Source organism: Lewinella sp. IMCC34191 (assembly GCF_003390935.1).
Taxonomy (GTDB): domain Bacteria; phylum Bacteroidota; class Bacteroidia; order Chitinophagales; family Saprospiraceae; genus Neolewinella.
In genome coordinates, this window is the sequence record NZ_QNQZ01000016.1 from 1 (window position 1) to 20,766 (window position 20,766).

The window sequence follows — 20,766 nt, forward strand, 5'->3', positions numbered from 1 at the left end:
ACAAAACACAATTACACGAGACAAAAAGTCTTATTTCTTATCGAAGGTGATCAATGGTTTGTCGCTTTCGATGATACAAATGTAGAGGCGATCAAAGTACCTACACGTGATCTGGATCACAACCGGGTGAAATTCGTTGAAATCATTTGCCTCCGCAAGCCGAACATCTGAAAACGGCGACCCTCCTCCCAACAAAAAAACCGTCCCGGAAGTACCGGAACGGTTTGGAAACGAAGAAGTATTTTTTGCGGCGGACCAGGCTAGGCTACCTCCGCCAGTTCGATGGTATTCCGGGAGAGCTTGATGGTTCCTCGCTTTTGCAAGGTTTTCAGCAAGCGGGAAACCGCTTCCCGGCTCACGTTTAGATCTTCGGCGATATCCCGGTGCGTGGCGTTTACGGTAACGCCGTCGGTGAGATTGGCGCGCTTCTGGATGTATTCGTGCAGGCGGACGTCCAGTTGGTGGAAGGCGACCTGATCCACGGTGAAGATTAGTTCGCTTAGCCGTCGGCTGTAGCTGTCCAGTACGAATTGCGACCAACTGCGGTACCGCATCATCCACTCACTGAACCGGTCCTTGGGCAGGCCGAGCAGGGTGACGTCCTCGACGGCAACCGCCCGTATTTCGCTGTGGGTCGCGACGCTTGCGCAGCCAAAGGTCATCGCGCAGGTATCGCCGTGGGTGAGGTAGTACAGGAAAAGCTCGGAGCCATCGTCGGATTGGCGGCTGATCTTGATGCTTCCTTCCATGACCAGCGGCATCATACGTACGTACTGGCCATAGTCCATAATGACGGTGCCGGCGGGGATCCGGTGAATTTGTCCCTGGTCCGCGATGGTCTTGCGGAGTTCTGCCTCGGTGAAGGCGGGGAACCAGCTTTTCACTTCATCGGGGGAAAGGGTATTGTTCATACTGCTTGTTTTGTCTCAGATTTGAGAACGGACCAGGCATCCCTACATTTTGGGTTAGTAATCTTTTAACCTGCCCCAAGCAGCCCGGAGAAATACCGCTATAAAAAAATAACCAGTCCGGTACCCAGATAACTCCCGCGGCGTACCGGCCCGACGGTCGATTGCTGAAAGAAGGTATTGTTCGTGGTAACCGGATCCTCGGCCGCCATACCGGTACGCAAGGCGTAGAAGAGGGAAAGCTTCGTGTCGGGGTTCAGGTAGTAGTTTACCCCGGCATCCAGGCCCGAATCCTGGCCGGTAAAGGCTTGCATGAGGGTGGCGGAGCGCAGGTCATCACCCGAGAGGGGGCCGCGAAAGGTCCAATAACTTACTATCGGTTGCAGTGTACGATCGGCCGGCAGGGAGAGGTTGTATCCCAGGCGGAGATAGCCGGTTCGTCCCTTACTATCGACCTCACCGGAAGGCCCATTCGCTTTCCGGCCTAGCCAAAGGTGCTCCCCGTCGAGTTGCCAGGGGCCGTAATTACCCAGCCACTCCACGCCGTAGGCACTGTTGTGGTGAAACAGGTCGGTATGCCCCTGCCGGGCAGCGGTGAGGCTTACGCTAAACCCCCGGCGCGCGCCAAAGTAGTTGACCCGGCGGGTAATGGAGTAGGATGCGGATTCCGGCTCGCCAAACTGAAAGGTGAGGCGGCCACTCACCAACGGACTGTAGCGTTCCCCCACGGAATTGCCGTCCAGGGCGGTGAAGGTCGGATTCTGAATGGCCGCTTCGTAGGTCAGGTGGAACTGCTCGCCGGCCGCGTGGTATTGTCCCGACACGAGCAGGCCCGTAGCCCGCCCCGATCCCGGCCCGGTCAGTTGCCGGCGCAGGTACGACTGCGACCACGCCTTTTCAAAACTGGTGCTGCGCAGGGCGGGTGTCGCGTTCTCCCGTCCGATCACCGGCAGGAAGTAGCCCGTCAGCACGTACAACCCGTCCGATCCCGGTCGGACCTGCCACTGCAACCACGCATTCCATATCCGGAAGAGCGGTGAGGTACCGTTGTTCGTACCGGCCTGAGTGGCCGCCAGCACGTCGTGCCCGAGCAGGTCCAGCGCCGTGACGATATTGAACTTCAGGCGGTCGTAAGGCTGGCCACTGAGTCCGAAGCGGCTACGCCGTAACTGCACGTTGAGGCGGTCGTCTACCGACCGATATGTCGTCGTAGAAGCGTCGTACACCTCCATCCCCATGCTGTAGGTGGTCCAGAATTGCAGGCCGATGGAGGGCTTGATCCGGTAGTTCTCCAGCAGGCGGACAATCCGGCTCGTATCCGACTGCGCGGACAGCGAGGCGGCCAAAACGAACCAGGAAAGAAGAAAGAAAATACGCTTCATCAATTGGCGATTCTGCATTGCACCTGCGCTCCGCCGCGCAAAATTGAACTATTTCTCACTGGTTCGCGGGGAAATTTTCGTGTTGATTTCTGCAGCCCTTTCAAGTCGTCAGGATTGATGGGGTACACCATCTTTCCTGCGGGGCGGGCGATAAAATGTAAACTGCAGGTTACCTTTTGCGGACTCGCCGGTGCGTTAAGCGGCCATACCAAGCCCCCCAACGACCCTACCCCTCCCTCAATAACTGTGTTCGTCCAGCCGCACCTTTCCCCAGAAGGTCTTATACACGAAGGCCGTATAGCCCACCGCCAGCGGCCCACCCACCGCCACGAAAGTCAGCATGATACCTAGCGACTTATTCGAGGCCACGGCATTGTAGACCGTAATGTCGTTGCCCGCCCCGCTGGTGTCCAGGATGATCACCGGGTACAGCTCCAGCGCCACCGTGATCAGCAACAGGCCCACGGTGAGCGAGCTGAAAACGAAGGCCTTGAGGTATTTCCGCTTGGTCACCAGCCTCGGAATATTGGCGATGGCCAGCACTGAAAGCAAGGGAACGCCGAATAGCGCCACGTTGTCCTTCAGCCCGTCCGACAAATGCGGCACGTACAGCAACGTATACAGCGTAAGGATGACGAAGAGCACCACGAAGGCAATGATCGAGCGCGTGAGCAGATAGTGCACCTTGGCGAATAGGCGGTCCTCGGTCTTCATGGTCAGATAGATGGCCCCGTGCATCATGAAGAGCGCCAGCGTAGTGATGCCCACCAGGATGGCGTACGGGTTCAGAAAATTCAGCCAGCTCCCGGTGAACTCGTAATTGTCGTCGAGCGGCATGCCCAGCAGTACGTTGCCCAGTACCACCCCCAGCAAAAACGCCAGCATCGCACTGGAGACGCTGTAGTTGATGTCCCACATCCGCCGCCACCACTTCATCTCCTCCTTACTCCGAAACTCGATACTGATCGCCCGAAAGATGAGCATGAACAGAAAAAGCATCAGCGGCACGTACATCGCCGAAAACAGGCTGCCGTACACCACGGGGAAGCCGGCAAAGAGCGTACCACCCCCGATCACCAGCCAGACCTCGTTACCATCCCACACCGGCCCCACCGCGTTCAGCGCGATCCGCCGGCTCTGCTCCTTGCGGAAGAAGAGGTGCCAGGCCCCGGCCCCCAGGTCGAAGCCATCCAGGATGCCGTAGCCCGTAAACACCGCCCCCACCACCAGGTACCACATGGTCGGATAGTCGATACCCGCAACTTCCGAATACCCGGAGTCGACATCCGTCCCGCAGGCACTCAGCCCAAGCAGCAGTAAAGCGGCGATCACATATTTCATACCAGTAAAATTCACCATTCCAAAATCAAAAAATTAAGCCCCCCTACCCCCTATAACCTATAACCTATCCCCTACCCCCTATAACCTTCAAACCTCCCCTCCAGCCACCCGCGCCATATCCTCCTGCAGCGGCCGGTCGTCGATATCGCTTTCGTCGTAGGGCCCGTGCTTGATCTTCTTATTCAGCAGGTAAATGAAGAGCGCCAGCAGCATCGTGTAGATGAGCGTGAAGCCGATCAGCGAAAACAGGACCTGGTTCGCGGTCACGACGTTCGACAGCGCATCCGAGGTACGCAGCAGCCCGTACACCACCCAGGGTTGGCGACCCATCTCGGCGGTGTACCAGCCGAATTGGTTGGCCATCTGCGGCAGCACCACCGCCCAGACGAAGGCCCAAAGCAGCCATCTCTGCTCGAACAGTTTACCCTTCCACCAGAACCAGCAGGCGATCAGGGTAAGGCCGATCAGGGTCATGCCGATGGCAACCATCAGGTGGTAGAACTGGAAGACGGCGTTGACCTGCCCCGGACGGTCCTCTTCGGGGAAAGCATTGAGCCCGGTGACCGGCGCGTCGAAGTCCTGCTCCAGCAGAAAGCCCAATCCCCCGGGCACGCCCAGGCCGGTGGTCGTCTGGCTCTCCTTATCTACCCAGCCCAGCACGTAGAGGTCGGCCGGGGCTTCTGCCTCGAAGTGCCCCTCCATGGCAGCTAGCTTGGCGGGCTGGTACTCGGCGACGTATTCCGCGCTCCGGTGACCGGTGAATAGCTGGCTCAGACTGAAAACCGTAGCCACGCCCAGCGCGATCTTAAAGGCTTTCTTCGACAGCTCCACGTAGCGGCCGCGCAGCAGGTAATAGGCATGCACGCTCAGCACCAGGAAGGCGCCGGCCAGGAAGGCACCGATCCATACGTGGGTCAGCCGGTCCACGCTGCTCGGGTTGAAGACCATGGCCCAGAAGTCGACGATCTCGGCGCGCGCTTCCATTCCTTCCCCTACGATCTGGTAACCGGTCGGCGTCTGCTGCCAGCTATTGGCCACCGTGATCCAGATCGCGGAAAACATCGAGCCGAGAAAAACTCCGATCGTAGCGATGAAGTGGACCTTCGAGCTCACCCGGTTCCAGCCGAAGAGCAACACCCCCAGGAAACCGCTCTCCAGCGCGAAGGCGAAGATGCCCTCCGCCGCCAGGGCACTGCCGAAGATGTCGCCCACGTAGCGGGAGTAGGTCGCCCAGTTGGTCCCGAACTCGAACTCCATCACGATGCCGGTGGCGACCCCGATGCCGAAAGTGAGCGCGAAAATGCGCGTCCAGAAGCGCGTCATCTGCTCGTAGACCTTCTTGCCGGTCTTCAGGTACAGCCCCTCCATAATCACCATCAGCAACCCAAGCCCGATGCTCAGCGGCGGGTAGATGTAGTGGAAGGCGATCGTGAAGGCGAATTGGAGCCGGGCCAGTATTTCAACGTCCATGTTAGTACCGTTCTTTGGGTCAAATTAGGGGGATCAACGCCCCGGACAAAGCCGACGGATCTACTTTATACCGGTTATGAATAAATGCAGCGGACCAACTTTTTTTTGCGGCGGAGCGCAGGTAAAAGCCTCCTCAATTACCGCGCGTCAACCGATAAGCGGTCGATCATTTCCCGATAAGCTTCCGTATCGTACTGGGCCATGCCCCGGTGCCGGACCACCACCCGCCCCGACGAATCGATTAGGTAGGTGGTCGGCAACGTCCCCGACTCCAGACCGGCGGGCAGCCTACCGCGTAAGTGGTACACCGGGAAGGCATAGCCACGGTTCTGAATCAGGTCCTTCCCCTGGCCGAAGTCCTGCTCGACGTTGAGCATCACGAAGGCCACCCGATCGTCGTCGGCGTAGTCCCCGTACAAAGCATCGATATTAGGCATCTCCGCCAGACAGGGCGGGCACCAGGAAGCCCAGAGATTCAGGAAGATGACTTTCCCGGCCAGGCGGGATGGATCCACCAAGCGTCCGTCCCGGTTCGCAACCCGCAGATCAGCGAGATCGACCAAAAGTTGTTCATCCGTTCGGTCTACTGCCGCTAACTCCATTTCCGGTTGCAGCAGACCCGTGGCCAGTATGCCGCGCTGAAAGAAGGCCAGCACCGGCGTATGCAGCCCCGTCATATACAGCCCACCAAACAGCAGGATGGGGAATAACCAGGAATTAAGAAATCGCTTTATCTGCGGGTGCATGCTACGAAGGTAAGGCTCGGTGTGACCACGGGTTTAGCACCTCCGGGTACGCTCCCGGGGGAGGACCTCCGGTCCGACGTAATCATTTCCATCTACCCCTCGCTTCGCTCGGGTGCGTTCGGACCGGAGGTCTTCAGCCCTGGAAGTCCTTTACCGCGTCACTCAGATCGTACACCTTCAAGTCCTCGGTCTTCGCCGCTACAATACTCGCCGCGATCGCCGAGCGATATCCCCCGGCACAGTGTACGACCACCGGCTTATCGGTGGGAATCTCGCCCACCCGATCTTGCAACTCGGGCAGGGGGATGGGGAGCGCGGAATCAAAGGTCTTACCCGTGGCCACCTCGCTGGCGTTGCGCACGTCGACGATGGTGTAGCGTTCGGGGTGTTCGCGGAAGTCTGGCAGGTCGATCGGGTCCAGGGAGTCCATGGCCGCGGATTCCCGCATCGGGAAGGCGGCCCGGATGAAGGGCTCGTAGCCGATCTTGGTCGCTTTGCGAATGACTTTCTCCAGCGCATCGTCATCCTTGGCCACCAGGTAGTACTCGGTGCGCGGGGCGACCAGGACGCCCAGCCAGGTCTCGAACTTGCCACCGTCCTGGATATTCAGGGCGCCGGGTAGGTGGCCCAGCTTGAAGGTCGCCTCGTCGCGGGTGTCGACCACCACTACCCCTTCATCGGGATTGAAGCCGAAGGACTCCCGCCGCACATCCTTCAGGCTTTCCGCCAGGCCGGAAGCACCGCGCTTGTTGACGTCCACATCGTACGGGAAATACTGGGGGATGAAGGGTTGATCCTCCAGCAGCCAATCAACGAACGCCGCTTCGTCCATCTCCTGCAGGGCGGGATTATCTTCCAACTGCTCACCGATGGTGCTACTACGTTCGTCGCTGAGGCCTTTGCCGCAGAGGCTACCGGCACCGTGGGCGGGATACACTTTGGTGTCGGGGTCAAGCGGCATCAGCTTGTCGCGCAGGCTGTGGTACATGGCCTTGGCCAGCCTTTCTTTTTTGCTTTCCGCCTCCCCGCCGGATTCCCGCAGATCAGGCCGCCCGACGTCGCCGACAAAAAGGGTGTCCCCCGTGAAAACGGCAATCTGCTTGCCGTTCGCGTCCCGGAGCAGCACGCTGATGCTGTCCGGAGAATGGCCGGGGGTATCCAGGGCGGTCAGGGTATGATCACCAATCGGGAAGGTGGCCTCTCCATCAAAAGATTGGTGGGGATAGGCGGCATCGGTTTTACCACTCGTCAAAATGGGCGCACCGGTCGCCTCGTGCATTTCCAGATGGGCGGAGACGAAGTCGGCGTGGGGGTGGGTTTCGATGATGGCCGTCAGCTTGGCGCCCGCCTCGTCGATAAAATCATAGTAAGGCTGAGGGTCGCGCGCCGGGTCTATCACGACGGCCTCTCCGTCGGTATGGATAACGTAGGAGGCATGGGCTAAGCCCTCGTCGTAGAATTGCTTGATGGTCATCGTTAAGATTTGTGTTCGCTAAAGTGTTTCTTCCTGCGCGCCGTCGCGAAAGCGCGATTATATGGTGGGTTGAAGTACGCGGAGCGAGCGTCCTCTAGAGAAAAGAGCGCGCCCCCCATGGTTAACTGCAGGTCAATTTTTACGGGTTCGCCCACCCAGCAACCAGCACCCAGCAACCAGCACCCAGCACCCAGCACCCAGCACCCATCCCCCCTAGTGCGGCAACCGGTCCCGCAGCACCCCGTAGGTAAAAGTACCCAGGATCGAGCTCAGAATGACCGCCCCGATCAGCCAGATGCCCTGCCCGAGTAGGACGAACATCGGGCCCGGACAGGCCCCGGTCAGCGCCCAACCCAGGCCGAACAGGATACCCCCGAAGAGGTAGCGGGGCACGCTCATATTCTTCGGGTTCAGGCGTAGGTCCTCGCCGTGGATGGCTTTCCAATTAAAGCGCTTGGCCAAAGCGACACCGATGGCGCCGACGATGACCGCCGTACCGATGATGCCGTACATATGAAAGCTCTCGAAGCGGAACATCTCCTGGATGCGGTACCAGGAAACAGCTTCCGATTTGGTCATGACGAAGCCGAAGAAGGCCCCGATCGTGAGGTAGGTGAAGTAGTGCATGGGTTATTGGAGTTGCAGGATGAGGGGAAGGATGAACCAGCTCATGGCCAATCCGCCGATGAAGAAGCCGATGACGGCGATCAGGGAGGGCAGCTGTAAATTGGACAGCCCGCTAATGGCATGCCCGCTCGTACAGCCCCCGGCCCAGCGGGCACCGAAACCGATGAGGAAGCCGCCCACCACCACCGTGATGAGGGTGCTCAGGGAAAATTCACTGAGGGCGAATAGCTCCGCCGGTACGTAGGACGAACCCGCCTGCTCTCCCGGCGCGGACACCCCTACCGATCGCAGATAATCGATCGTTTCCGCGGAGATTTGCACGGGCTCGGCCGAGGGGAAGACGTAAAAGGCCAGGAAGCCGCCGAAGATACTGCCGCCCACGAAGAGCAGGTTCCACTGCTGCGCCCGCCAGTCAATGTCGAAGAATTTATACTTCCGCCCCGCCCCCGCAATGCTACAGGCGGTGCGCAGGTTGGAGGATACACCGAATTCCTTGCCGGCGTAGAGGAGCATAAACATGACGGCCGCGATGGCGATGCCGCTGACGGACCAATGCCAGGGTCCGGAGATAGTTTCTAACATAGTTGCTTGGGGTTATGCAAAAGTGGAAGGCCCCGCAAACGCGGGTACCTCCCGGTGAAAACACCTAAATTCATGAAACGGCCGTGACCGCCCGATCGACTTCCCGCTGATCCATTTTGGTCGGACAGGTATAATCGGTCTTCGGCAGATCGGTCTGCTTGATGGCTCCCCATCCGCCCTCCACGTTCACCAGGTGGCGATATCCCCGGGCCTGAAGAATGGAGGCCGCGATCAGCGACCGGTAGCCACTGCCGCAGTGGAGGTAGTACGTCTCACTGCGGTCCAGTTGCTGCGTACGGCTGCCGTTGATGTAGTCCAGCGGATAGTTTTCCCCGGCCTCCAGTCGCTCGGAGAGGTACTCGGTAGGCTTGCGGGTGTCGAGGATACGGTCGACCTCGCCCCGCTCCACACGGGCGGCAAACTCAGCGGCCGAAATGCTCTCAATGGTATCCACTTCTCGTCCCGCTGCGCGCCAGGCGTCCAGTCCGCCATCCAGGTAGCCGAGGGTGTTGTCGTAACCGACCCGCGAGAGCCGCGTCACCACCTCTTCCTCCCGGCCGGCGGGCGCCACGATCAGGATGGGCTGCTTGATGTCGAGGATGAGGGCACCTACCCAGGGGGCAAACTGCCCGTCGATACCGATGAAAATGCTGTTTGGGATGAAGCCCGCCACGAAGTCGTTGCGGTCGCGTACGTCGAGGATCAGCGCGTCCTCCCTTTCGGCCAGTTGCTCGAATGCTTCCGGGCTCAGGGCCCGATTGCCGCGACCGAGTACCTCGTCGAAGCGGTCGTAGCCGCCCTTGTTCATCTGCGCGTTCTTGGCGAAGTATTGGGGCGGCGGGGTCAGGCCGGCGGTCACCTCCCGCACGAATTCCGCGCGACTCATATCGGCGCGCAGCGCGTAGTTGGTCGCTTTCTGTTCGCCCAGGCGGCCAAAGGTTTCCTTGCTCAGGTTCTTTCCGCAGGCGGAACCGGCCCCGTGAGCCGGGTACACGAGTACGTCATCGGCCAGGGGCATGATCTTGCTGCGCAGGCTGTCGAAGAGGTGGCCGGCGAGGTCCTCGCGGGTCATTTCCCCCTGCTTGATGGCCAGATCCGGACGACCCACGTCACCCAGGAAAAGCGTATCCCCGGTGAAGATGGCATGGTCCTTCCCGGCCGCGTCGCGGAGCAGGTAGGTGCTGCTCTCCATGGTGTGCCCCGGCGTGTGCAGCACGACGAAGGTCAGTTCGCCCACTTTCAGTTCTTCCCCGTCGGTAGCGGAGTAAATATCGTAATCCGGGTCGGCCAATGGGCCGTAGACGATCTTGGCGCCCGTTTCCCGCGCCAGATCCAGGTGCCCCGAAACGAAATCGGCGTGGAAGTGCGTCTCGAATATATACTTCAGCCGGGCGCCGGTTTCCTGTAATTTCTGAAGGTAGGGGCGGGTCTCCCGCAGCGGATCGATGATGACCGCCTCCCCGGCGCTTTCGATATAGTAGGCGCCCTGGGCGAGACATCCGGTATAGATCTGTTCGACTTTCATGGTATATAAATTTTGATAGTTCAAAGTTCGGGGCGATATTCTCCCGAGTCAGTGATGTGCATCACATAGCCCGAATCAGGGTACGTTACTTTGCAAAGCGTAGCCCGTCCGGCTGTGATTATGGACCGCCTGGTCCACGTCCAGGAAGAAATTTTCCCGTCCGACATCCTCGTACAAGCCGGCCTTTTTCATCGCATCGCGCACCGGCCCGATCACCCCCGCCAGCCGCACGGTTACCCCGTGGCTGCGTTGGTCCGTCACGAAACGCCGTAGTCCGTACATCGCGCTGCTATCGATACTGGCCATTCCCTCCGCGTTCAGTACGATGGTGTGCAGTTCCCGCTGGCGCTCGGCAAGCAAGCTTTCGAGCTGCGCTTCGAAGAAGCTCATGTTCCCGAAGTAAAGCGGGGCGTCGAAGCGCAGGATAAGCGTACCCGGCTGCTCGAGGGCCTCTGGAAAACGACAGACGTTCCGGTAGGTATGCGTTCCCTCGATCCGGCCCAGTACCGCCAGGTGGGGACGCATACTCCGGTACACGTGCACGCTAATCGATAAGGCCACCCCGGCCGCGATGCCCGTCTGGACACCCAGTATCAGGGTCGCCAGGAAGGTGGCGGCCAGCATCCAGAAGTCCGAGCGGTCCACCCGCCAGAGGCGCACCGCCTCCCGCCAGTCGATCAGCTTGAATACCGCTACCATGATGATGGAAGCCAGCACCGCCTGGGGCAGGTAGTAGAAAAGCGGCGTCAGGAACAGTAGCGTCAGTACGATAACGCCCGCACTGATGATGGCCGCCAGTCCGGTGGCGGCGCCGGCCTGGTCGTTGACGGCCGTCCGGCTGAATCCCCCGGCAACCGGGAAGCCACTGACCAGCGACGATCCAATGTTCGAGGCACCGATCGCCACCAATTCCCGGTTCGGAACCACGGTGTATTCCGGATGGCGGGCATTAACCGCCTTGGCCACCGCGATGCCCTCCATGAACCCGATCAGTGCGATGGTGAGTGCCGTGGGCAACAGGGCGCGTATATCGTCAACGACCATCGGTGGGAAGCCCAACGACGGCAAGCCCGCGGGCACTTCCCCGACGATAGCTACACCCGCCGCATAAAGTCCGCCGAAGTAGACGGCCGCAATGGCGAGCACCACCACGACCAGGGGGCCGGGTACGGCGGGCATCCACCGCTTTACGCCGATGAGCAGCAGCATGCCGGCTACCCCAATGGCGAGCGTGATCGGGTTGATATCCGTCAGCCGGGTCAGTGCCGCATACAGGATCTCGTGTACGTACGAACTGCGCCCAAGATCCACGCCGAGCAAGTGCTGCAACTGACTCAGCCCGATGATGAGGGCCGCCGCCGAAGTAAATCCGCTGATGATCGGCCGCGATAGTAAGTCCACCAAAAAGCCGAGTCGCAGCACCCCGGCCAGTAACTGGATGGCTCCCACGAGTAACGCCAGCAGAATCGCAAGTTGCAGATACTGCTCCGTACCGACTACAGCCAGTGCCCCGACGCCGGTGGCGGTGAGCAGGCTGTCCATCGCTACGGGTCCCACGGCTAATTGTCGCGAGGTACCCAACACTGCATAGATCAGCAGCGGAAGCGTGGCGGCGTACAGGCCGTAGATCGGCGGCAGCCCGGCCAGGAGTGCGTAAGCCATCCCCTGGGGGATCAGCATGACCCCAACGGTCAGCCCGGCGGTCAGGTCATCGGAGAACCAGCTGCGGTCGTAATTAGCGATCCAGGAGCGAGCGGGCGGCCAGGCGGGGGTGGGCATACAAATCGGTTAGGTTAGGGCAAAGGTCACGGTACCGCCCCCCGCGAAACGGTGATCGGAATCACATAAGCATAAATCAAGAGGTAGCCAGGAGCCGGATGCGGTTACGGCCCAGCGCCACCATACCGCGATTCTCCATGGTTTTCAATAAACGCGAAATCGCTTCCCTACTAACGTGCAGATCGTCGGCAATCGCCTGATGGGTAGAGACAATCGTCCGGTCCTCCCGGATAGCGGCTCGCTTGCTCACGTAATCAAGCAGCCGCTCGTCCAGCTGCTGAAAAGCTACCTGATCGATGGTCCGCACCAGTTCGTTCATCCGTTGGTCGTAGGCCTGCATCACGAAGTTCTTCCAGCTTTTGTAGCGCATCATCCACTCATCCAGCTTCGGCTGCGGCAGCCCCAGAATGACGGTGTCTTCCTCCGCCACCGCGCGTATCTCACTCCGCTTGGCGGCCATACAGCAGCTAAAGGTCATGGCGCAGCTTTCCCCCCGCGTCAGGTAATACAGAAACAGCTCGGCCCCTTCCTCCGACTGCCGGCTGATTTTGATGGTCCCCTCAATAATCAGCGGCAGCATCCGGACGTACTGGCCATAGTCCATAATGGTCTCCCCTTCCGCAAAGCGGTGCAACCTCCCCTCATTGGCAATCACCTGTTGCAATCCCGGCTCCGTAAAGTCAGGAAAATAGCGGTGGACATCTTCGGTTTGGAGGCGATCGTTCATATGGATAGACTTGGATGAGGGTAACGCATGAACATATGAACGAGTTTTCATGTGTTTGCTTGTAGATCCGCGTTCGTGTCGCTGCGCTACTTGCTCATTCACCACGGAGGATGAAGAGGGGTTCACGGAGGAATCACAGAGCAACGGCAGGCAGAGGCGTCACTGCGCGATGCAGCCTTTTCTACCATCCCCCTCTTCCCTGGCCCCTCTCCATGCGGCGAATGGGGATGGAGCCCCATTTGCACAGCAGGGGTAACCCACCCGCTATCCATCATACAGGTGCAACCTGTGGCTACGACATAGATCACGACCAATACCTGGATACAGATGGCGTGACAAAAGCGCAAAAATCACCCCGGCCAAGTCACCCCTCTCCTTCGGAGAGGGGCCGGGGGAGAGGCCATGAAACGAGCCGAAGGCAAGCATCCACGAAAGCAAATCCGTGCATAATCAGTGCCCAAACCGCCGAAGGCAGCCGCGAAGCGTATCCCCGAAATCCGTGTTTCAGAAAACCGAGCCGCAGGCGAGCAGAAACGTGCGGCAGCCAAATCGTAATTCGTAAATCAAAATTCGTAAATCGTAAATCCCAATGCCTACTCCACCCTTACCCCCGGAGTAACAAAAGATATCCCCTGCTGCCCGTAAGTAGAAATAAACACCCCCTCGAACAGCGGCTCGTGCAGCCCCGCCGGCACTGACCACTCGAAGTAAAAGTTGTCCCCCGTGCCGCCCTCGCGGTCGCCGCTTTCGATGATGATCTCGACGGTTTCGAGCGGACTGAGGTAAATCGGATCGGAAAAATAGGTACGCACCAGTGCGCCATCGGTACCGTAGTAGCTGGCGCTACGGATATAGATGCTGTCGCGCAAGTTGATGTTGCGGATACTGATGGTGCCGGTGAGGTCGAAGGTGCGGTGCTCGGTTTCGGTGTAGATCTGGGAGTAGCTGGAGAGGTAGGTGGCGCCGGCCGTCAGCGAATCGCCTTCCGGTAAGGTGGCCCGGCGGTTGTCCCAGTCGGTGGTATTGACGGTCACCGTCTCCGTTTCTGACTCACAGGCCAGCAGAAGGAATAAGCAGAGAAAACCAGGGAGTAGACGGGCGAGCATAGCGTGACGGAATTAGAGCGGCAAAATAGGTCACGCCGGGCGGGCTGCGGTTTAGACGCTGCGCGAATTTCTGTCCGATCGATTTTTCGGATGGCAGCAAAGTAAACGAAGGGCGGCGGAGCGCAGGATAAAAGCCAACCCGGGGCCGCATGCGGATAAGGCCATCAGCGCATGAACCGAACCTCGGTAATTAATCCATTTTCCACGGTGTAGATTGCAATGACTTCCACCGGATCCTCGCCCACGGTGAAGACTACACTTTCGTGGTCGATAACTTTATTCCCCATCACCATCCGATTCACGAGGCGGCACTGCAGATCGGGCAATTCCGAAAACATCCCCCCGTAGGACTCCCGCATGCTCTCCTTTCCCTGCGCGCGTAGCTCGTCGGGATAGTTATAGACACGCACGGTATCGGCGTAGGCACTGAGAAAGAGCTCCAGGTTGCCGGTATTATAGGCGTCTAGCTGGGTCTGGACGGGCGTGACTACTTCGTAGGCGTCCTCCCCGGACTGGGCGGCTAGTAGCGCGGGGAAAAGTAGCAGGAGGATCAGCTTATACATGCAGGCGGCTTATGGTTAGGAAAGGCAATCTACGAGGCGGTCTTGCAATGTTGAACCTCTGCTCGAAAATGCTTGGGGTGGTTTGCCCCTTTGGTAGAAAGGAGCGCTTTGTGGCGGAATAGGATGATAAGCGTGGTGCTTACTACGTACAACATGAAGCAAGCTTTGAGCAGCAGCAGACAGAGACGTCGCTGCGCGACACAGAGGTTCACCGCAGAGGCGCGGAGGTATGCAAAGTTTCGCAAAGAAGGTGCGTAGCGACTTTGGCAATCCTTGACCAAGCGAAACAAAACGCAGTTCGAAGCAGTCGATCCGCCAACTCTGCGGTTAAAAATCTAGGTGATGGCAAGTTGCTTGGCGGGACAGGTTCACCACAGAGGTGCCACGGAGTACAACACAGAGGAATCACAGAGTGAGGTAGACAGAGGCGTCGCTGCGCGATAGAGAAGTCAACCGCAGAGGCGCGGAGGTACGCAAAATTTCGCAAAGAAGGTGCGTAGCGACTTTGGCAATCCGGGTGACCCAATGCATCGGGGGATAAACCACGAGATTAGCGGAGCAGCCAATCCGTGGCCACTCGTGCCCGAGCGAAGCGAAACGCAGTTCGACGTAGTCAATCCGCTAGAATCTGTATTTCCTAAAAACCCGCGAGCCGAAGGCAAGTCACCCCACCTCCGTGATTCCTCTGTGAACCCCTCCGTGAAGCGCAAAGCGCCCTCCGTGGTGAAACATACGAGCCGCAGGCGAGCTACCCCACAAGAAAATCCGTGTTGAATCCGTGTATTAAATCGGTGAAATCCGTGTTGAGAAAAACACGAGCCGCAGGCGAGAACCACATCTAGCAATGTCCGCGAGCCGCAGGCGAGCTACCCCATCAAAGCAATCCGTGTTGAGAAAAACATGAGCCGCAGGCGAGAGAAACAATTAGCAATGTCCGCAAGCCGCAGGCGAGCGCGCCCATCCACGTTAGCCGGAACCGGACAGATCCCCCCCCTCCAAAACAAGCCAAACTACCTGCGCTCCGCCGCCAAACCCCTGCTTTGCTATATTGGCCGGCCTAACACACTATTAAGCACATCGACCATGTATGATTCACTAACCGTAGCCGTAGCCGGCGCCGGATTCATCGGACCCGTTCACGTAGAAGGCCTGCGACGGCTGGGTATTCGCGTAATAGGATTGCTCGGCAAGGACCTGGAGGAATCCACCGCCGCCTGCAAGCAGTTGAACCTTGACCACCCCTACGCCACTTTTGAAGACCTTCTCGCCGATGAGGAGATTGACGCGGTGCACCTCGCCGTGCCGAACGTGCTGCACTATAGCATGGTGAAGAAGGCCCTCGCCGCCGGCAAGCATGTGATGTGTGAGAAGCCCCTGGCCATGACCTCCGAGGAGAGCGCCGAACTGGTGGAGTTAGCCCGGAAAAGCAACCTGAAAACGGCGGTCAATTATAACCTCCGCTTCTACCCCATCAACCTGAACGTACGCGACCGGCTGGCCAAGGACGACGGCCGCATCTTCTCCGTCACCGGCAGCTACCAGCAGGACTGGCTCCTCTACGACACCGACTACAACTGGCGCGTACTCGCCGACCAGGGCGGTGCCCTCCGGGCCGTATCGGATATCGGCACCCACTGGCTGGACCTCATCCACTTCGTCACCGGACTGGAAGCAGAAGCCATCCTCGCCGACCTGACGACCGTACACCCGCAGCGGAAGCGCCCCATCGGCGAAGTGAGCTCCTTCACCAACGACAGCGACAAGGAGCAGGCCACCGAAACCATCGACATCACCACCGACGACTGCGCCAGCATCCTCTTCAAGTTCAAGGGAGGAGCAAAGGGCCAGCTCTTCGTAAGCCAGGTCGCCGCCGGCCACAAAAACCAGCTGAAGTACGACATCGCGACCCAGTCCGCCGCCTACGAGTGGAACAGCGAGCGCCCCAACGAACTCAACATCGGCCGCCGCGGTGACCTCAACCAGGTCCTCATGAAGGACCCCGGCCTCATGACCGGCACCGCCGCCCCCTTCGTCAACTACCCCGGCGGGCACAACGAAGGCTTCCCCGATACCTTCAAGCAGTGCTTCCGCTCCTTCTACAACGCCATCCTCGGCGACACCTCCGCCGGCGAAGCCCTCTACGCCAACTTCGAAGATGGTCACCGGGAACTGGTGCTGTGCGACGCTATTTTAGAGAGCCACGAGCAGCAGGCTTGGGTTCGGATCAAGGATTGAATGGCTGAATTAGTGAATTGCTGAATGCGGTCGGCTTCCGGCGTTGCATTAAGGGGTGAAGGACTGAATTCTTGAATTATTGAATGCGGTCGGCTTCCGGCGCTGCATTAAGGGGTGAAGGACTGAATTCTTGATTACTGAATGTGGTCGGCTTCCGGCGTTGCATAAAGGGGTGAAGGACTGAATTCTTGAATTATTGAATGCGGTCGGCTTCCGGCGCTGCATTAAGGGGTGAAGGACTGAATTCTTGATTACTGAATGTGGTCGGCTTCCGGCGGTACCTGCGTGGGTTATGTATTGTCGATGGACGCGCTACCAGGTGCACATCTAATTACCGCGGTCTCTTGAACACGTTGTGTAGCTGTGAGTCCGTATAAAGTATGTGTGCCGGAGCTAAAGAAAGAACCTGTAGCTTTCTTATTCAGATGTATCACTTTAAGACTACTATCCCGTTGCAGTCTGGCAGGCAAAACGAGCGCAGCGAGCTCCCCCGCCCATTCACTAATTCAGTCCCTCAAAAATTCACCAACTAAATGCCCCGCTACGCCATCACCGACATCCACGGCTGCTCCTTCACCTTCCACCGGCTGCTGGAGCGAATCGGCTTCAGTCGGACGGACGAGCTCTACCTGCTGGGCGATTACATCGACCGGGGGCCGGACAGCCAGGGGGTGCTGCAGCACATCTGGAAATTACAGGGCGAGGGTTACCAGGTCCACTGCCTGCGCGGGAATCACGAGCAGATGCTGATCGATGCGATCGGTCAGGGGCGGTCGGCCTGGGACTATATGCCGGACCACCAGGAGCGGCAACAAACCCTGCTGTGGATGAGCAACCTACCCTACTACCTGGAGATACCGGGCTACGTACTGGTGCACGCCGGACTGAATTTCGGGTTACGCGATCCGCTATCGGACCGGCAGGCCATGTTGTGGAGCCGCGACTGGGAAGCGGACGTCGACCGCGACTGGCTGGGCGATCGCGTCTTGGTCTATGGACATACCCCCCGCGCCGTCACCGAGGTGCTGGAAGAAATACGCGACATGCGCAACCGCCAACTCGTGTGCCTCGACGCCGGCTGTGCCATGCCCTACGATGGGATGGGTTACCTGGTGGCGCTTAACCTGGATTCGGGGGAGGCTACCTACCTGCGGAAGGAGTGAATTGTTGAATTGTTGACGGACTGAATAACGCGCGGCTCCGGCGTACCGTAGGCGGGATAGGCCTTACTGCCTTAGCCAAGGCCGCGAACAAATCGGCGAAGCCGACCAGTACCTGCGGGCGGTAAAACGGGCCATTCACTAATCCACTAACTCACCAATTCACTCCTTCTTAAATCGCCTGCAGGATATCATACTGCGCGATCAAATGCTTCCGCCCGCTCCGGTCGGTGGCGACCACGGCGGGGTTTTCCTTGGTGATGTGACGACCGAGCTCGGAGAGGGTGAGGTCGGTGCCCACTTCCGGGAAAGGGGGCTTCATGATATCGCGGACGGGCCGCTCGGCGTGATCCATCGGGTTCTGGAGGAGGAAGTTGAGGACGTCCGTTTCCGTGATCGAGCCGACGACTTCTTCGCCGTCCATGACGGGCATCTGGCTGTACTCGTTTTCTTTCATGGACTTAAGCGTCGCCCGGACGCTTTCGTCGCGGGAAACGCCGGTGAAGCTGGCCTCCTTTTTATTGCCGATGAGGTCGCGCACCTTCAGTTCCGTTTCGAGGAAGCCGCGGTCGCGCATCCAGTCGTCGTTGTAGATCTTGCCGATATAGCGGCTACCGTGGTCGTGGATGACGACGACCACCAGATCGTCCGGCTTCAGTTTGTCCTTGAGTTGGAGGAGTCCGGCTACCGCGCTGCCGGCGGAGTAGCCCAGCAGTAGGCCTTCCTCGCGGGCCAGGCGACGGGCCATGACGGCACCGTCTTTGTCGCTAACCTTCTCGAAAAGGTCGATGATCTTGAAGTCGACGTTCTTGGGGAGGATGTCCTCACCGATGCCCTCGGTGATGTAGGGGTAGATTTCTTTCTCGTCGAATTCACCGGTTTCGTGGTACTTCTTGAAGACGGAGCCGTAGGTATCCACGCCCCAGACTTTCACCTCCGGGTTCTGTTCCTTCAGGTATTTACCGACACCGCTGATGGTGCCGCCGGTACCGACGCCTACGACCACGTGGGTGACCCGACCGTCGGTCTGCTTCCAGATCTCGGGACCGGTGCTTTCGTAGTGCGCCTTGCGGTTGCTGAGGTTATCGTACTGGTTGAACCAGAAGCTGTTGGGAATCTCCTTGCTGAGGCGCTCGGCCACGGAGTAGTAGCTGCGGGGATCTTCGGCGCTGACGTTGGTGGGGCAGACGATCACTTCGGCCCCCATGGCGCGGAGGATGTCGAGCTTCTCTTTACTCTGCTTGTCGCTGGTGGTAAAGATGCAGCGGTAGCCCTTGACGCAACCGGCCAGGGCCAGGCCCATACCGGTGTTACCGGAAGTACATTCGATGATGGTACCACCGGGTTTGAGGCGACCGTCGGCCTCCGCATCCTCCACCATCTTGAGGGCCATGCGGTCCTTGATCGAGTGGCCGGGGTTGAAGGTTTCGACCTTCATCAGCACCCGGCACGGTAGTCCCTTCACGACCTTATGCAGCTCGACGAGGGGGGTGTTGCCGATGGTTTGGAGGATGTTATCTTTTACGTCCATGTTTGCTTTCTACTATTCGGCCGGTTATTCCCGTCCGTTGATTTCTACGATCTCAACATCGAGACCGGTGTCGCGGATGAAGGTGCGCGCCAGGTAATTTGCTTCGCCCTCGTCGGTGGTGGGCGTATCAATGTAAAGGAAGTACCCCGTACCGTCGGTTTCCACGCACTCGCCCACCGCAACCGTAACCGCCGATCCGTACAGGCGGTTGAGTTCGAGGGCCCACTCGCGGGCGGCTTCGAAGGAGGTGTACCTGCCGAAGAGCAGCACGAATACGGACTGCTCCAGCTGACTCAGCGGCATACAGTCGTAGTCGAGTATCGCTTCGCCGTCGGCGGTCAGGCGGTAGCGCCGTAGGCTGACGAGGTCCTCGATGCGGTCGGCCGTGACCAATGATTCTTCGGGGATATTGCGGTCGGCGGATTCTTCGGGGTCCGGGTCGATGGTGCGGTGGTACTCCCCTACTTCGGGTTCGTAGGCGGGAGCGGGATTGCTTTCCGACTCCAGGTCGTCGAGATCCGGGGCGGCGTACTTTCCGCCCGCCGTAGCCAGTGGCGTGTAGCTGGCCTGTCGGTAAAGGCCGTAGCCCAGCATCAGCAGTGATGGGATGCCCAGGATAAATATCCACCACCCCAATTTATAGTATCCGGGCCGGCTGCGTAGGGCGCTGGGAAACAGTTTCCGGTATATACGGCGGGTACGTGCGCGCAGCAGGGTTCCCCGGCGGCGGGGCTCCTCGTAGAATTTCGGCCGTCCCGGTTTGGGGGGCAGCAAAACGATATCGGGCGTTTCCAGTGCCAGCGGATCGGTCACCTCCGGGGGCAAAGTGTCGGGATCCGCCGGTTTGGATTCCTCGGCCCGGGCCAGCCAGCTCGGCAGCCGGATGCGGTGCCCGCGAAACTGGTCCACCTGGCTCGGACTGATGACGTTCTTCACCACCTTATTGTCCTCGACCGCCAGCATCCCGAAGCCGTATTTAACGCACTGCCGTTCGAGTTCGCGAAATTTGCGGCGCGTGCGCCAGGTGTCGGGCTGAAAGATGGCCACGTCGTAGGCTACCCACTGGGCGTCGGCAAAAAAGTGCTTGAACTGATCGACGGCGTAGATGTAGCGGTAGGTCCGGAGTCGCCGCAGCAGAGCGGCCACCGTAGCTCCGATGGCCAGAAAAAGAAGCACCAGTACGGCGTAGACCGCCGGGGAGCCGAAGAGCCGCCAAAGGTTAAATCTTCCTTCCTGCGCTCCGCCGCCCAAAAATCCGCTCAGCGGGGGGAGCCCCGCCCAAATTAGCAGCGCGGCGATGAACAGGGTGAGCACCAGCGCGTGCCAGCCCATACGCCAGTAGTTGGTCTGGTAAAGGATTTCCTCCTGCCGGTCTACGCTCGTGGCTTCCACGGTGGCCGTGAAGTAGGTTCGGTCGGGTTTACGGTAGGCCAGCCGGGCGTCGATCAGCACGCCCTGGTAGTAGTGGGGCTTGTCCACCACACGGGTCCCGCTGCCGCCGTAGCGCGGGCGAAGCTTGTAGTGAAACCGCAGAAAATTGATGGCCAGGCCGCGGATCTGCTGTTCGGTATAGGGCATCTGCTGGTAAAAGTCGGACATTATGTGGTAAT

Annotated in this window: 17 protein-coding genes; 2 read left to right on the forward strand and 15 right to left on the reverse strand. The window is 59.2% G+C overall.

Translation table 11 applies throughout. The annotated features are described in order from the left end of the window. Window positions 1-260: 260 nt before the first annotated feature. The 13 genes from DRW39_RS20945 to DRW39_RS21005 form a co-directional block, all read right to left on the reverse strand. Window positions 261-911, reverse strand: coding sequence for a Crp/Fnr family transcriptional regulator (locus DRW39_RS20945; RefSeq protein ID WP_116109061.1), 651 nt, complete (start codon window positions 909-911; stop codon window positions 261-263). Between the two features lie 98 nt (window positions 912-1,009). After that, window positions 1,010-2,290, reverse strand: coding sequence for a hypothetical protein (locus tag DRW39_RS20950; protein WP_157976281.1), 1,281 nt, complete (start codon window positions 2,288-2,290; stop codon window positions 1,010-1,012). 237 nt (window positions 2,291-2,527) lie between these two features. Further along, entirely contained in the window at window positions 2,528-3,529 is a 1,002-nt protein-coding gene (gene cydB, locus DRW39_RS20955) for a cytochrome d ubiquinol oxidase subunit II (RefSeq protein WP_410503607.1), read from the reverse strand. A gap of 189 nt (window positions 3,530-3,718) precedes the next feature. After that, a complete protein-coding gene (locus tag DRW39_RS20960) occupies window positions 3,719-5,101 on the reverse strand; it encodes a cytochrome ubiquinol oxidase subunit I (protein WP_116109066.1) in 1,383 nt (460 codons plus the stop codon). A 137-nt stretch (window positions 5,102-5,238) separates the two neighbouring features. Next, window positions 5,239-5,847 (reverse strand): TlpA family protein disulfide reductase, encoded by a 609-nt coding sequence (locus tag DRW39_RS20965; RefSeq protein WP_116109067.1) that lies wholly within the window; start codon window positions 5,845-5,847, stop codon window positions 5,239-5,241. Window positions 5,848-5,980: 133 nt separating this feature from the next. Beyond that, on the reverse strand, window positions 5,981-7,321 hold the full coding sequence (locus DRW39_RS20970; RefSeq protein WP_116109069.1) for an MBL fold metallo-hydrolase: 1,341 nt from the start codon (window positions 7,319-7,321) through the stop codon (window positions 5,981-5,983). A gap of 213 nt (window positions 7,322-7,534) precedes the next feature. Beyond that, entirely contained in the window at window positions 7,535-7,948 is a 414-nt protein-coding gene (locus DRW39_RS20975; RefSeq protein ID WP_116109071.1) for a DUF6691 family protein, read from the reverse strand. Window positions 7,949-7,951: 3 nt separating this feature from the next. Further along, window positions 7,952-8,530, reverse strand: a complete 579-nt coding sequence (locus tag DRW39_RS20980; RefSeq protein ID WP_116109072.1) for a YeeE/YedE family protein — start codon at window positions 8,528-8,530, stop codon at window positions 7,952-7,954. 70 nt (window positions 8,531-8,600) lie between these two features. Further along, window positions 8,601-10,055: an MBL fold metallo-hydrolase gene (locus DRW39_RS20985; RefSeq protein ID WP_116109073.1), complete on the reverse strand. Its 1,455-nt coding sequence runs from the start codon at window positions 10,053-10,055 to the stop codon at window positions 8,601-8,603. Between the two features lie 75 nt (window positions 10,056-10,130). Further along, window positions 10,131-11,834, reverse strand: coding sequence for a SulP family inorganic anion transporter (locus DRW39_RS20990; protein WP_116109075.1), 1,704 nt, complete (start codon window positions 11,832-11,834; stop codon window positions 10,131-10,133). A gap of 76 nt (window positions 11,835-11,910) precedes the next feature. Then, the gene (locus tag DRW39_RS20995; RefSeq protein ID WP_116109077.1) at window positions 11,911-12,561 is read right to left on the reverse strand and encodes a Crp/Fnr family transcriptional regulator; all 651 of its coding nucleotides are present in this window, start codon (window positions 12,559-12,561) and stop codon (window positions 11,911-11,913) included. Window positions 12,562-13,154: 593 nt separating this feature from the next. Further along, on the reverse strand, window positions 13,155-13,667 hold the full coding sequence (locus DRW39_RS21000) for a DUF3124 domain-containing protein (protein WP_116109078.1): 513 nt from the start codon (window positions 13,665-13,667) through the stop codon (window positions 13,155-13,157). Between the two features lie 164 nt (window positions 13,668-13,831). Then, window positions 13,832-14,230 carry a nuclear transport factor 2 family protein gene (locus DRW39_RS21005; protein WP_116109080.1) on the reverse strand — a complete coding sequence of 133 codons (399 nt, stop codon included), beginning with the start codon at window positions 14,228-14,230 and terminating at the stop codon, window positions 13,832-13,834. Window positions 14,231-15,313: 1,083 nt separating this feature from the next. Here DRW39_RS21005 and DRW39_RS21010 point away from each other — a divergent pair. Both DRW39_RS21010 and DRW39_RS21015 read left to right on the forward strand, forming a co-directional pair. Then, on the forward strand, window positions 15,314-16,465 hold the full coding sequence (locus DRW39_RS21010) for a Gfo/Idh/MocA family protein (protein WP_116109082.1): 1,152 nt from the start codon (window positions 15,314-15,316) through the stop codon (window positions 16,463-16,465). 533 nt (window positions 16,466-16,998) lie between these two features. Beyond that, on the forward strand, window positions 16,999-17,628 hold the full coding sequence (locus DRW39_RS21015) for a metallophosphoesterase family protein (protein WP_116109083.1): 630 nt from the start codon (window positions 16,999-17,001) through the stop codon (window positions 17,626-17,628). Between the two features lie 169 nt (window positions 17,629-17,797). Here DRW39_RS21015 and DRW39_RS21020 read toward each other — a convergent pair whose 3' ends face one another. Together DRW39_RS21020 and DRW39_RS21025 are read right to left on the reverse strand one after the other, a co-directional pair. Continuing rightward, window positions 17,798-19,156, reverse strand: a complete 1,359-nt coding sequence (locus DRW39_RS21020) for a pyridoxal-phosphate dependent enzyme (protein WP_116109085.1) — start codon at window positions 19,154-19,156, stop codon at window positions 17,798-17,800. A gap of 24 nt (window positions 19,157-19,180) precedes the next feature. Beyond that, window positions 19,181-20,755 (reverse strand): hypothetical protein, encoded by a 1,575-nt coding sequence (locus DRW39_RS21025; RefSeq protein ID WP_116109087.1) that lies wholly within the window; start codon window positions 20,753-20,755, stop codon window positions 19,181-19,183. Window positions 20,756-20,766 lie beyond the last annotated feature (11 nt).

Excerpts from the sequence above, each read along its gene's own strand:
- DRW39_RS20995 (WP_116109077.1), bottom strand. The coding sequence starts at position 12,561 with ATGAACGATCGCCTCCAAACCGAAGATGTCCACCGCTATTTTCCTGAC.
- DRW39_RS21015 (WP_116109083.1), top strand. The coding sequence starts at position 16,999 with ATGCCCCGCTACGCCATCACCGACATCCACGGCTGCTCCTTCACCTTC.
- DRW39_RS20950 (WP_157976281.1), bottom strand. The coding sequence starts at position 2,290 with ATGAAGCGTATTTTCTTTCTTCTTTCCTGGTTCGTTTTGGCCGCCTCG.
- DRW39_RS20980 (WP_116109072.1), bottom strand. The coding sequence starts at position 8,530 with ATGTTAGAAACTATCTCCGGACCCTGGCATTGGTCCGTCAGCGGCATC.
- DRW39_RS21020 (WP_116109085.1), bottom strand. The coding sequence starts at position 19,156 with ATGGACGTAAAAGATAACATCCTCCAAACCATCGGCAACACCCCCCTC.
- DRW39_RS21005 (WP_116109080.1), bottom strand. The coding sequence starts at position 14,230 with ATGTATAAGCTGATCCTCCTGCTACTTTTCCCCGCGCTACTAGCCGCC.
- cydB (WP_410503607.1), bottom strand. The coding sequence starts at position 3,529 with ATGTGGTACCTGGTGGTGGGGGCGGTGTTTACGGGCTACGGCATCCTG.
- DRW39_RS21025 (WP_116109087.1), bottom strand. The coding sequence starts at position 20,755 with ATGTCCGACTTTTACCAGCAGATGCCCTATACCGAACAGCAGATCCGC.
- DRW39_RS20945 (WP_116109061.1), bottom strand. The coding sequence starts at position 911 with ATGAACAATACCCTTTCCCCCGATGAAGTGAAAAGCTGGTTCCCCGCC.
- DRW39_RS20960 (WP_116109066.1), bottom strand. The coding sequence starts at position 5,101 with ATGGACGTTGAAATACTGGCCCGGCTCCAATTCGCCTTCACGATCGCC.
- DRW39_RS21010 (WP_116109082.1), top strand. The coding sequence starts at position 15,314 with ATGTATGATTCACTAACCGTAGCCGTAGCCGGCGCCGGATTCATCGGA.
- DRW39_RS20990 (WP_116109075.1), bottom strand. The coding sequence starts at position 11,834 with ATGCCCACCCCCGCCTGGCCGCCCGCTCGCTCCTGGATCGCTAATTAC.
- DRW39_RS20965 (WP_116109067.1), bottom strand. The coding sequence starts at position 5,847 with ATGCACCCGCAGATAAAGCGATTTCTTAATTCCTGGTTATTCCCCATC.
- DRW39_RS20970 (WP_116109069.1), bottom strand. The coding sequence starts at position 7,321 with ATGACCATCAAGCAATTCTACGACGAGGGCTTAGCCCATGCCTCCTAC.
- DRW39_RS20975 (WP_116109071.1), bottom strand. The coding sequence starts at position 7,948 with ATGCACTACTTCACCTACCTCACGATCGGGGCCTTCTTCGGCTTCGTC.
- DRW39_RS20985 (WP_116109073.1), bottom strand. The coding sequence starts at position 10,055 with ATGAAAGTCGAACAGATCTATACCGGATGTCTCGCCCAGGGCGCCTAC.
- DRW39_RS21000 (WP_116109078.1), bottom strand. The coding sequence starts at position 13,667 with ATGCTCGCCCGTCTACTCCCTGGTTTTCTCTGCTTATTCCTTCTGCTG.